This window comes from Streptomyces sp. NPDC029292 (assembly GCF_055569295.1).
Genome location: NZ_JBVHXR010000012.1, coordinates 31,382 through 42,832, shown reverse-complemented (window position 1 = coordinate 42,832; position 11,451 = coordinate 31,382). Strand labels below are relative to the sequence as shown.

Sequence of the window (11,451 nt, the reverse complement as noted above, 5' to 3'; positions counted from 1 at the left end):
AGGCGGAGGGGACCAGCCGGCTCCCAAAGAAGACGTTGCAAAGAAGTCCTTGCAAGGATTTCTTTGCAACGCTACCTTTGTACTCATGACGGAGCACGAAGAACGGAACCAACGGCGGCTGGACGCCCGCTCGCTGCGCGGCCTCGCGCACCCGCTGCGGATGCAGTTGCTGGACGCGCTGCGGCACCACGGCCCGGCCACCGCCTCCCAACTGGCGGCGCGGCTCGGCGAGTCCAGCGGCGCGACCAGCTACCACCTGCGCCAGCTCGCCGCCCACGGCTTCGTCGAGGACGCCCCGGAGCACGGCAAGGGGCGGGAGCGCTGGTGGCAGGCGGTGGACCAGGCGCTGGTCTTCGACAGCGCCGAGTTCAAGGACGCCGGCCCGGAGGTGCGGGGACTGGCCGAAGTGTTCCTGCACGAGGTCGCCGGCACCCACGCCCGCGAGCTGTCCACCTGGCTCGGCACCCGGGGCGACTGGGCCGAGGCATGGTCCCGCTCTTCCGACATGAGCGACGCGACGCTACGGCTGACGCCGGAGCTGGCCGGCGAGCTCATCCACAAGATGCACGAGCTGATCGACGGCTACCGGGACCTCGTCCCCGACAAGGACACTCCCGAGGCCGAGCAGGTACGCATCCACACGCACCTCTTCCCCATCAACAAGGATTGAGAGGCTCCACCATGTACAACGAGACCCTGCTGGCCCAGCACCACACCGCCGACCTCCGCGCCCAGGCCGACGCCCACCGCCTCGCCACCGAGGCCAAGCCCCCGCGCGAACTCCGCACCCGCCTCGGCTGGACCCTCGTAGAGGTGGGCCTGCGTCTCGCCGCCGCGCCCAGGATGGCGGTCGCCCACTAACAGCTCGGAACCGAGCCCTTCCCCTTCTCCAGGGCCACCAGGGAGTCCACCGCACCCTTCAGAGTGGTCACCGGAACCAGCCGCAGCCCCTTCGGCAGCTCCGACTTCGCGTCCGAGCACTCCGCCTTCGGGACCAGGAAGACCGTCGCGCCGTCGCGCCGGGCGGCCTGGGTCTTGAGGGCGACGCCCCCCACCGCGCCGACCGTGCCGTCGGCGTCGATCGTCCCCGTACCCGCGACGGTGCGGCCGCCCGTGAGGTCGCCGCCACTGCCGTCGCCGTCCAGCTTGTCGATGATGCCGAGCGTGAAGAGCAGACCGGCACTGGGCCCGCCGACGTCGGCAAGCTTGAGCGTGACCTTGACGTCGTTCTTCTCGTGAAGGTACGAGAGCGCCGCCTCGGTGGCCGTGTCCTGGGACTTCTTCATCTCGTCCGCGTTGTGCTGCTCGATCTCCTTGACGCTGTCACCACTGGGGTAGACCGAGTCGCGCGGCATCACCGCACGGTCGGTGCGGAACCAGCTGTCGAGCACGTCGCCGAGGCCGACGTGCGCGTCGGGGCCCGTCGCCTCGATCGTCGTCATCCGCAGCTGTCCCTTGGTGTCCCGCGTGGGCGCCCCGGCGATGGTGATCACCGGGTCGCCCTTGTTCTCGCCGAGGACGTTCGCCGTCATGCCGGGCTGCGTCAAGGAGAAGGGCAGCGGCGCGAACACCGCCGTGGCGAGCAGAGCCACGACGGGGAGGGCGCAGACGGCGACGGCCTTGGGGCGCGTGAGGCGAGAGAGCACGGGATCAATCTAACGCGAGGGCGCGTTTCGGCCGGGGGCCGGTCAGCGCACGCTCCCTCCGTACACGTCTCGCCTCGCCGTCGTGAAGCGCCGCAGGGCATCCGGCAACGGCTCGACACCGATGCCCGGCGTGCGCGGCACCGGCAGATGGCCGTCCGCCAGGACGAAGGGCTCGGTGATGTCCTCCGCGAAGTAACGGCTCGAGGCGGAGGTGTCGCCGGGGAGGGTGCAGCCGGGGAGGGCGGCGAGGGCGAGGTTGGGGGCGCGGCCGATGCCCGTCTCCAGCATGCCGCCGCACCACACCGGCACCCCGTGCGCGTGCGCGACGTCATGGATGCGGCGGGCCTCCAGATAGCCGCCGACCCGGGCGGGCTTCACATTGACGACCCGGCACGCGTCCATCGCGATCGCGGACGCGGTGTCGCGGGCGCTGTGCAGCGACTCGTCGAGACAGACGGGGGTGGCGATGCGCTTCTGGAGCTGGGCGTGCGCGTGGAGGTTGTTCTCCTCCAGCGGCTCCTCGATGAGCAGCAGCCCGAACGCGTCGAGTTTCCGCAAGTGTTCGGCGTCCGCCAGCGAGTACGCCGTATTGGCGTCGACCTGGAGCGGCAGCGCGTCCCCGAAGCGCTCGCGCACGGCCCGTACGGGTTCCAGGTCCCAGCCGGGTTCGATCTTCAGCTTGATGCGGACGTAGCCCTCGGCGAGGTAGCGCTCGACGTCGTCAAGGAGCGCCGGGACGGAGTCCTTGATGCCGACGGAGACTCCGGCGGGTACGCGGTCGTGGACGGCACCGAGGTAGGTCGCGAGCGGCATGCCGTGGGCGCGCAGCTCGGCGTCGAGCACGGCCGTCTCCAGTGCCGCCTTGGCCAGCTCATGCCCCTTGATCTTGGCCATCGCGGGGGCGAGCGCGGCGGCGGTGAGGTCGGGAAGGGCGGCCACGCGCGGCAGCAGAAAGTCACGGAGCACGATCTCGGCACCGGCCACGAACTCCGAGCAGTACAGCGGCTCGGGGTCGGCGGCGAACTCCGACCAGCCCTCGGCCACGTCCGTGACGACGTGGAGGAGGAAGGTGTCCTTCGTCGTCATGGTCCCGAAGGACGTACGGAAGGGGGTGACGAGAGGGAGGGCGATGTGGACGACTTCGACGCGTTCGAGCTTCATGCGGGGGTGTTCTCCTCTGTGGCGCGGGTCAGCCCCGTGGCTCCGGTCAGTCCTGTGGCGCCGGTCAGTCCCGTGGCGCGGGTCAGGGTGTACCAGCCGTCCCGGGACATCGCCGTGGCGGTGAACCCTTCGGCGAAGGCCTCCGTGAAGACTTCCCGGACTGCGTGCCGCCAGCGCAGCGCGAGCAGCGGATCGGCGGCGCGCAGCTTGACGATGTCGTCCGGGACGCGGCACCAGACGCGGCGTTCGTCGAGGTCGCGGCGGGCGAGGGGGGCGCCGTCGGGAGCCCTGTGGGTGGCGGGCGCGCCGTCGCGGTCCTCCTCCGGTACGGCGGTCCGGGGCGCGGCGAGATCCCAGGTCACCGTCAGCCGGTCGCTCTCGTCGCCGTCGTTCACGCCGTCGGCCATGGGCCCGTAGAAGTCGACGAGGTACTCCGTGCCGGTGGCGCCCAGCTTGACCAGGTTGAAGCGGGCGTTGCGGCCGACCAGCGGGTCGAAGGTCCAGCGCATGGTGCGGGCGCCGCGCTCCAGGGCCCAGGCGCGCTGGGCCTCCTTCACGGCGTGTCCGACCCCGCGGTCGGAGGCGGCGGCCGCGGCCACGAAGGAGTACACGTCCGCCCCGGCGGGCGGCCCGAAGACGGCCACGGAGGCTCCGGCCAGCCGGGTCCCGTCGTAGGCGGCGTGCACCGCGCCGCCCGCGTGGACCAGGCTGTGCAGCACCTCGGCCGGGTACGGCGGGGTGCTGCGCGGGGTCTGCCAGACGTCGCTGAAGAAGTCGGTCACGGCGGCGATGCCGGTGACGTCGTGGACGGTACGGAGGGTGACGCCGGCCGCGCGGGCGGCGTCCGCCGCGAGATCACGTACGCCGGTGGCTCCTGCCCTGCCTGTCATGCCTGTCATGGGTCGAGTCTCGAAGCTCGTGGCGGCGCTCACGTTGTGCATCAGGACAACACACGCGTACGTTCCTGATGAGATCGGCCAACCCGATCACCCACCACCCGAGGAGAAACCGTGGACGCCTGCACTCTCGGCGACCTGCTGGACGTCATCGGCGGCCCCTCCGTACGCCTGCACACCGCGCCCGCCGGGCTCACCGTGCCCGTCACGGAGGCGCTGCTGTACGACGCCCACGCGCCGCTTCCCCGTGCGCCCGGCGCGCTGCTGCTCGCGGTCGGCGTGCGGGCGTCCGCGGCGGGGCCGCTGGCGCGGGCCGCGGCGGAGGCGGGGATGAGCGGGCTCGTCGTCCGCGGCCCCGACGGACCGCTCGCGGAGGCGGAGTCCGCGGGCGTGGCCCTGCTGTCCGTGGACGAGGACGCCGCCTGGCACCACGTACACCTGCTGCTCGCCTCGGCGATCGGCGCCCGCCCCTCGGCCCCCGGAAGCGGGCTCGGGGACCTCTTCGCCCTGGCCGACGCCGTCGCCGCGGCCGTCGGCGGCGCCACCGCCATCGAGGACCCGCGCCAGCGGATCCTGGCGTACTCCACCGTGCCGGGCCAGCCCGTCGACGAGGACCGCAGACAGGGCATCCTCGGCCTCCAGGTACCGACGAGCCCGGAGAACTCGGAGCAGTACCGGGTGCTGTTCGCGGCGGAGCGGCCGGTGCGGTTGCCGGCTCTGGGGGGCGGTCCGGGCGCTGGCCCGGGCGGCGGCGCCACGAGCGGGGCCCACCCCGGCCACCCCGCCCACCGCGCCAACCTCCCCCGTCTCGCCATCGCCGTTCGCGCCGGAGGTGAGACCCTCGGGTCGCTCTGGGTGGTGGACGACGGGAATCTCGCGCCGGATGCGGAGGAGGCGCTGGCGCAGGGGGCGTCCACGGCGGCGCTGCTGCTGTTGCGGGCGCGGGCCGCGCAGGAGCTGGCCCGGCACCAGAACGGGGACCTGTTGCGCCGGCTGCTCGACGGCACCGCCGACCCGGCCGGCGCGGCCCACCGCCTGGGCATGGGCCTCGGCCCGGACGGCGGCCCGGCGCCGGTGCGCGTGGCCGCCTTCGTGCTCGACTCGGCGGTCTCGGCGGCGGACGTCGAGCAGACCGCGCTACGACTCCTGGACCTCGTACGTCTGCAGTGCGAGGCGCGCTACGGGCGGCACGCCTGCGTCCTCGTCGACGGTGTGGTGTACGCGCTGCTGCCCGCGCTCGGCGAGCGCGGCGGGGCCCGTGAGCCGCAGGGACGCGCCGGTGTCGAGAGGGCATGGGGGTCCCCCCGCGCGAGCGAAGCCGAGCGTGGGGGAGCGCGGAGGCCCGAAGGGCTGAGCACGGTCGGTCGCTCGACACCGGCTGGAGCGCCCCGGAGGCGAACAAAAAAACACAGCCACAAGCAGCTCGCGGAGGACATCGTGGGGCGGGCCGGGCAGGCGCTGCGGGTGCCCGTACGGGCGGGGTTGGGCGATGTCGTGCCCGGACTCGCCGAGGTGACCGCGTCGCGCGACGACGCGGACCTGGTGCTGCGCGTCCTCGGGCCGCAGCTGCCGGTGGCGTCCGTGGCGGAGGTACGGCCCCGGGTCACCCTCCTCCGGCTGACCGAAGTACTCGGCGAGCGGCGGGAGTTGAGCGCCGGAGCATGGCGGGAAGTCCTCGCGTACGACACCGAGCACGGCACCGACTACGGCCGCACCCTCGTCTCCTGGCTGGACGCGGGCTGCGACATGGCGGGCGCGGCACGGCTGCTCGCCGTGCACCCCAACACCTGCCGCTACCGCCTCAAGCAGGCACAGCAGCAGCTTGGGATCGACCTCGACGATCCCGACGAACGGCTGGTGCTGTGGCTGCAGTTGAGGACGCTGGCGGGGCTCACGGCGTCAGCAGCCAGCTCCTGAGCCGCTCCTCGCACTCGCGCAGCTGCGCCACCGGCACGTACTCCCCCGCCGTGTGCGCCAACACCGGGTCTCCGGGGCCGTAGTTGAGCGCCGGTACGCCGAGCGCGGCGAACCGTGCGACATCGGTCCAGCCGAGCTTCGGGCGGGGTTCCGCGCCCAGCACGCCGACGAGCGAGGCGACGGCCTCCTGGGCGAGCCCGGGCTGGGCGCCGGGGACGACCTCGGTGACCTCGACCTCGTACTCCGGAAAGAGGTCCCGCACGTACGCCTCCGCTTCCTCTGCCGAACGGCTCGGCGCGAAGCGAGAGTTGACGGTGATCACGCACGTGTCGGGTACGACGTTGCCCGCGACCCCGGACCGCACGGCGACGGCGTTCAGTCCTTCCCGGTACTCGAGCCCGTCGATCACCACCCGCTCGGGCGTGTGCTCGGCGAGGCGCTGGAGGACCGCCCCGGCCCGGTGCGCAGCGTTCACGCCCCGCCACGCCCGCGCGGTGTGCGCCCGCTCCCCGCGCACCGTGATGTCCGCCATCAGCACGCCCTGGCAGCCCGCCTCGACGCCCGCGTCGGACGGCTCCATGAGGATCGCGAGGTCGGCCTTCAGCAGGTCCGGGCGTACGGCGGCGATCGTGCCGAGCCCGTTGCGGTCGCCCTCGACCTCCTCGCACTCGTAGAAGACGTACGTGATGTCGCGCGTCGGAGCGGGGACGGTGGCCGCGAGGCGCAGGGCCACGGCGACCCCGCCCTTCATGTCGCAGGCGCCGAGGCCGTGCAGGAGGTCGCCGTCCAGCCGCGCCGGCAGGTTCCCGGCGGCCGGAACCGTGTCCAAGTGGCCCGCGATCACCACCCGTTCGGGGCGGCCGAGGTCCGTGCGCGCGACCACCGAGTGGCCGATACGGTCGACGGTGAGGTGCGGGAGGGAGCCGAGCGCCGCCTCGACGGCGTCCGCGAGCCGGGCCTCCTCGCCGCTCTCGGAGGGGATGTCGACGACGGCGCGGGTGAGGGCGACGATGTCGGTGGCGAGGTCGAGAGCCGCGTCACGGTCGGGGGAGGTCATGCGGTTTCCTGGATGTCGGGCTGGTGTTCGGGCTGGAGTCCGGGCTGCTGGTTGAGCCTGGAGTGCTTGATCCCGTACAGCCAGTAGATCACCAGGCCGACCGCCATCCAGCCGCCGAACGCGACCCAGGTGTCCGTCCCCAGGCTGAACAGCATGTACACGCAGAAGCCCACACCCAGCAGCGGCGTCACCGGCGAGAAGGGCACCCGGAAGGAGCGGGACGCCCCGGGGCTGCGGCGGCGCAGCAGGACCACGGCCAGGTTGACCAGCATGAAGGCGAAGAGCGTGCCGATGCTGGTGGCGTCGGCGAGGCTGCCCAGCGGGACGAGCGCGGCGAGCACGGCGATGAAGCCGGAGACGATGACGGTGTTGGCGCGCGGCACCCCGGTGGTGGGGTGCACCTTGGAGAACAGCGGCGGCACCAGCCCGTCCCGGGACATCGCGAAGAGGATGCGGATCTGTCCGTACTGCACGGTGAGCACGACGCTCGTCGTGGCGACGACCGCGCCGATGGAGAGCAGGATCGGCCAGAGACTGCCCCCGCCCACCGCCTGCACGAGCACCTCGCTGAGCGTGGCCTCCGTGCCCGCGAACTTCTGCCACGGCATGGCACCGAGCGCGGCGACCGCGACGACGACGTACAGCGCGGTGACCAGGACGAGGGAGAGGATGATCGCGCGCGGCAGGTCGCGCTGCGGATTCTTGGCTTCCTCCCCCGCCGTCGAGGCGGCGTCGAAGCCGATGTAGGAGAAGAAGAGCGAGGCGGCGCCCGCACTCATCCCGGCGGTGCCGAGCGGGAAGAGCGGGGTGAAGTTCCCGGCACGGAAGGCGGTGAAGGCGACCGCGCAGAACATCACGAGGGCGGCGATCTTCACGGCGACCATGATGGTGTTCGCGACGGCGCTCTCCTTCGCACCCCGCAGCAGTACGACCATCGAGAGGACGACGATGGCGGCGGCGGGGATGTTGAGGACACCGCCGGCACCGGGCGGCGCGCTGAAGGAGTCGGGCAGGGTGACCCCGACGGTCAGGTCCAGCAGCTCATTGACGTACTGCCCCCAGCCCACGGCCACGGCGGCGACGGACACCCCGTACTCCAGGATCAGACACCAGCCGCAGACCCAGGCGACCAGCTCGCCGAGGGTCGCGTACGCGTAGCTGTACGAGGAGCCCGAGCCCGGGATCATGCCCGCCAGCTCGGCGTACGACAGCGCGGAGAAGAGCGCGGTCACCCCGGCGAGCACGAACGACACGATGATCGCGGGCCCCGCCTCGGGAACGGCCTCCCCGAGCACCACGAAGATGCCGGTACCGAGCGTCGCCCCCACGCTGAGCAGCGTGAGCTGCCCGACCCCCATGGTCCGCTTGAGCGGACTCCCGGCGGCCTCGGCCACCAGCGAGCCCACCCCTTGCCGTCGGGTGAGCCGCGCCGCCCGCCCGCCCGCACGACCACCATCCGGCCGCGTACGGACCGCCTCTGTCTCCGTGTCCACGCCGTGCTCCCTCCGCCATTCCGCCATCAGTGCCCTGATGATGCGGAGGACGGGGCAACAGGCGGTGGGAACATCGGCCAGAGATGGACGGGGGGATTTGGCGGGTCGGCCAAAGCCGGGGGGTGAGTGGAAACATGGGCCGCAGCCGCCTTGGCTGTGGGCCACCGTGCCGCCGGGGCGACGCCCGTCCCAAAGAGAGCGGCACCCTGCAAGCGCAGGTGAGCGCACCCGCCCCGAGCTCAGCGCCGACGCCGACGCCGGGCAACCTCCCGAAGGCACCTCAGCGCAACGCGTCAGCAACCTCGCGGGCGGCGTCCATGACCCGCGGCCCCACCCGCTCCGGCACGGAGTCCGCGAGCATGACCACACCCACGCTGCCCTCGACACCCGTCACACCGATGAGAGGAGCCGCGGCCCCACTGGCCCCCGCCTCCAACTCCCCATGCGTGAGCGTGTACCCGGGCTCACCCACCGGCGCCTGCCGGGCGGCAAGAATCGCGCGCCCCGCGGCCCCCCGGTCCAGCGGATGCCGGAACCCGGCGCGATAGGCGACGTGGTAATCCGTCCACGTCGGCTCGACGACGGCCACGGCAAGCGCCTCGGTCCCGTCGACAAGCGTGAGATGAGCAGTCGCCCCGATGTCCTCCGCGAGCGCACGCAACGCCGGCAGCGCGGCCTCCCGTACCAGCGGATGCACCTGGCGGCCGAGCCGCAGCACGCCGAGCCCGACCCGGGCGCGGCCACCCAGATCACGGCGTACGAGTGCGTGCTGCTCCAACGTGGCGAGCAACCGGTACACAACGGTCCGGTTGACTCCCAGTTTGTTCGAGAGCTCGGTGACGGTCAGCCCGTGATCGGTGTCGGCGAGCAGCTTGAGGACGCGCAGTCCTCGATCGAGCGTCTGAGAGGTCTCCGCGGTCACGACGCCCACTCCTTAGTGGTGAGGTCGACGGCCCCCTCGCGGCGGTTGCGTCACCGAGTCCCGTCGGCGACGCGCTTCAGAGGCCGCCGATCGGCTGGCGGCCCGGGTTCTCCCGGGCTCAGTCGCTTCACGGCTGCGCTCCGCGGCGGCGCTGCCACGGGGCGTGTGCGTAGCGGGACAGTAGCGAGCCGGTTCGCTCAGCGGAAGCCTCCGTCCAGAATCCGGGCAGTGCCTGGTCCGGACCGACTTCGTTTGCCCCCATACGTACGGCGCACGACACTCGGCGTGCACCACCCCTGCACACAGCGCACACGCCGCGAGCCGTGGCTGTACCGAGAGGTACAGCGCCCGCACTCCTCGGTACAACCCCCTGTACCGAGAGGTACACCGCCCCCTCTCGACACACTCGCGTCAGATACAGCCCCGCACAGGCACAGGCACAGGCACAGCGTCACCGCATCCGGGTGGCCCACTCCTGCACCTTGGCGATCCGCTGCCGCAACTGCCCCGCCGTGGCCTCCGCGCTCGGCGGTCCGCCACACACGCGCCGCAGCTCGGTGTGGATCACACCGTGCGGCTTGCCGCTCTGATGGACGTACGCGCCCACCATGGTGTTGAGCTGTTTCCTGAGCTCCAGCATCTCCTTGTGGGAGACCACCGGGCGCCGCTCGGCGGGCAGTTCGAGAAGATCCGCTTCCTCATCCGGCTTCTTGCGGCTGTGCGCGATCTGCCGGGCCTGCCGCTTCTGGAGCAGGAGCTGGACCTGGTCGGGCTCCAACAGCCCCGGAATTCCCAGGTAGTCCTGCTCCTCCTCGCTCCCCGGGTGGGCCTGCATCCCGAACTCGGCGCCGTCGTACAGCACCCGGTCGAAGACGGCCTCGGACTCCAGGGCCTCGAAGGAGAACTGCTCCTGCTCCCCGGTGTCCTCGTCCTGCTCCCGGTTCGCCTCGTCCATCTCCTGCTCGGACTCGGCGTACGGGTCCTCCTCGCCCTCCTTCTTGGGCTTGTCGAGGACGTGGTCGCGCTCGACCTCCATCTCGTTGGCGAAGCCGAGGAGGTCGGGGACGGTCGGGAGGAAGACGGACGCGGTCTCGCCGCGCCGCCGGGAGCGTACGAAGCGTCCGACGGCCTGGGCGAAGAAGAGAGGGGTGGAGATGGTGGTGGCGTACACGCCGACGGCGAGCCGCGGCACGTCGACGCCCTCGGACACCATCCGCACCGCGACCATCCACCGGTGGTCGCTGTGGCTGAACTCGTCGATGCGGTTCGAGGCGCCGGTGTCGTCGGACAGGACGAGGGTCGCCTTCGTGCCGGTGATCTCGCGGATCAGCTTGGCGTAGGCGCGGGCCGAGTCCTGGTCGGACGCGATGACCAGGGCACCCGCGTCGGGAATGCCCTTCCTGACCTCGGTCAGCCGCTGGTCGGCGGCGCGCAGCACACTCGGCATCCACTCGCCGCGCGGGTCGAGCGCGGTGCGCCAGGCCTGCGAGATGGCGTCCTTGGTCATGGGCTCACCGAGCCGCGCGGCGATTTCGTCGCCCGCCTTGGTACGCCACCGCATGTTGCCGCTGTAGCTCAAGAAAATGACAGGCCGCACGACCCCGTCGCCGAGGGCGGACCCGTATCCGTACGTGTAATCGGCGGAGGACCGCCGAATCCCGTCATTCCCTTCTTCATACGTCACGAAGGGAATGGGGTTGGTGTCGGACCGGAAGGGCGTACCGGTGAGCGCGAGCCGACGAGTGGCGGGCTCGAAGGCTTCGAGGCAGGCCTCACCCCACGACTTGCTGTCACCGGCGTGGTGGATCTCATCAAGAATGACGAGGGTCTTGCGCTGCTCGACGCGATTGCGGTGCAGCATGGGCCGCACACCGACACCGGCGTACGTCACGGCGACGCCCTGGTACTCCTTGCTGAGCGGTCCCGCGCTGTACTCGGGATCCAGCTTGATCCCAATCCGCGCGGCCGCCTCCGCCCACTGCTTCTTCAGATGCTCGGTGGGCGCGACCACGGTCACCTGCTGCACGACATGGTGGTGCAGCAGCCAGGACGCGAGCGTCAGCGCGAACGTCGTCTTGCCGGCGCCGGGCGTGGCGACGGCCAGGAAGTCGCGCGGCTGTTCCTGGATGTACTTCTCCATCGCCCCCTGCTGCCAGGCACGCAGTTTGCCCGCGGTGCCCCAGGGGGCGCGGCCGGGGAAGGCGGGTGAGAGGTGATGCGAGGAGGAGTTTGTGGCGGCGGTGGTAGTCACGGTCTCCGTGTATGGGGTCGAGCGGCTCGGCTACGTATGACAACCGGGCCACCCTACCGGCGACCCGGATGTGTCAACGCGCGGACGACACCGGGTCACCCGTGGATG

Annotated in this window: 10 protein-coding genes; 3 read left to right on the top strand and 7 right to left on the bottom strand. The window is 71.7% G+C overall.

All coding sequences use genetic code 11. The features are described from left to right. The first annotated feature begins 85 nt into the window (after nucleotides 1-85). Nucleotides 86-670: an ArsR/SmtB family transcription factor gene (locus ACZ4WS_RS25215; RefSeq protein ID WP_467983580.1), complete on the top strand. Its 585-nt coding sequence runs from the start codon at nucleotides 86-88 to the stop codon at nucleotides 668-670. Between the two features lie 11 nt (nucleotides 671-681). Next, entirely contained in the window at nucleotides 682-861 is a 180-nt protein-coding gene (locus ACZ4WS_RS25210; RefSeq protein ID WP_467983579.1) for a hypothetical protein, read from the top strand. Here ACZ4WS_RS25210 and ACZ4WS_RS25205 read toward each other — a convergent pair. Genes ACZ4WS_RS25205 through ACZ4WS_RS25195 form a run of 3 tightly spaced genes read right to left on the bottom strand, consistent with a single transcriptional unit; the run spans nucleotide 858 to nucleotide 3,706 of the window. Beyond that, on the bottom strand, nucleotides 858-1,646 hold the full coding sequence (locus tag ACZ4WS_RS25205) for a S16 family serine protease (protein WP_467983578.1): 789 nt from the start codon (nucleotides 1,644-1,646) through the stop codon (nucleotides 858-860). The genes ACZ4WS_RS25210 and ACZ4WS_RS25205 overlap by 4 nt on opposite strands. A 42-nt stretch (nucleotides 1,647-1,688) precedes the next feature. Then, a complete protein-coding gene (menC, locus tag ACZ4WS_RS25200) occupies nucleotides 1,689-2,807 on the bottom strand; it encodes an o-succinylbenzoate synthase (protein WP_467983576.1) in 1,119 nt (372 codons plus the stop codon). Further along, nucleotides 2,804-3,706, bottom strand: a complete 903-nt coding sequence (locus ACZ4WS_RS25195) for a chorismate synthase (RefSeq protein WP_467983574.1) — start codon at nucleotides 3,704-3,706, stop codon at nucleotides 2,804-2,806. Before ACZ4WS_RS25195 ends, menC begins: the two co-directional genes overlap by 4 nt. A gap of 111 nt (nucleotides 3,707-3,817) precedes the next feature. Here ACZ4WS_RS25195 and ACZ4WS_RS25190 point away from each other — a divergent pair, with 111 nt between their 5' ends. After that, nucleotides 3,818-5,620: a PucR family transcriptional regulator gene (locus ACZ4WS_RS25190; RefSeq protein ID WP_467983572.1), complete on the top strand. Its 1,803-nt coding sequence runs from the start codon at nucleotides 3,818-3,820 to the stop codon at nucleotides 5,618-5,620. Here the strand turns inward: ACZ4WS_RS25190 and dapE are convergent. From dapE to ACZ4WS_RS25170, 4 genes are all read right to left on the bottom strand, one after another. Next, nucleotides 5,595-6,677, bottom strand: coding sequence for a succinyl-diaminopimelate desuccinylase (gene dapE / locus ACZ4WS_RS25185; protein WP_467983571.1), 1,083 nt, complete (start codon nucleotides 6,675-6,677; stop codon nucleotides 5,595-5,597). The two genes, ACZ4WS_RS25190 and dapE, sit on opposite strands and share 26 nt — an antisense overlap. Then, nucleotides 6,674-8,197: an amino acid permease gene (locus tag ACZ4WS_RS25180; protein ID WP_467983569.1), complete on the bottom strand. Its 1,524-nt coding sequence runs from the start codon at nucleotides 8,195-8,197 to the stop codon at nucleotides 6,674-6,676. Before ACZ4WS_RS25180 ends, dapE begins: the two co-directional genes overlap by 4 nt. A 253-nt stretch (nucleotides 8,198-8,450) precedes the next feature. Then, on the bottom strand, nucleotides 8,451-9,092 hold the full coding sequence (locus tag ACZ4WS_RS25175; protein ID WP_467983567.1) for an IclR family transcriptional regulator: 642 nt from the start codon (nucleotides 9,090-9,092) through the stop codon (nucleotides 8,451-8,453). 451 nt (nucleotides 9,093-9,543) lie between these two features. Continuing rightward, nucleotides 9,544-11,343, bottom strand: coding sequence for a DEAD/DEAH box helicase (locus ACZ4WS_RS25170; protein WP_467983565.1), 1,800 nt, complete (start codon nucleotides 11,341-11,343; stop codon nucleotides 9,544-9,546). Nucleotides 11,344-11,451: the final 108 nt, after the last annotated feature.

Coding starts and splice junctions, on each gene's coding strand:
- ACZ4WS_RS25215 (WP_467983580.1), top strand. CDS start 86: ATGACGGAGCACGAAGAACGGAACCAACGGCGGCTGGACGCCCGCTCG.
- ACZ4WS_RS25210 (WP_467983579.1), top strand. CDS start 682: ATGTACAACGAGACCCTGCTGGCCCAGCACCACACCGCCGACCTCCGC.
- menC (WP_467983576.1), bottom strand. CDS start 2,807: ATGAAGCTCGAACGCGTCGAAGTCGTCCACATCGCCCTCCCTCTCGTC.
- ACZ4WS_RS25195 (WP_467983574.1), bottom strand. CDS start 3,706: ATGACAGGCATGACAGGCAGGGCAGGAGCCACCGGCGTACGTGATCTC.
- dapE (WP_467983571.1), bottom strand. CDS start 6,677: ATGACCTCCCCCGACCGTGACGCGGCTCTCGACCTCGCCACCGACATC.
- ACZ4WS_RS25180 (WP_467983569.1), bottom strand. CDS start 8,197: ATGGCGGAATGGCGGAGGGAGCACGGCGTGGACACGGAGACAGAGGCG.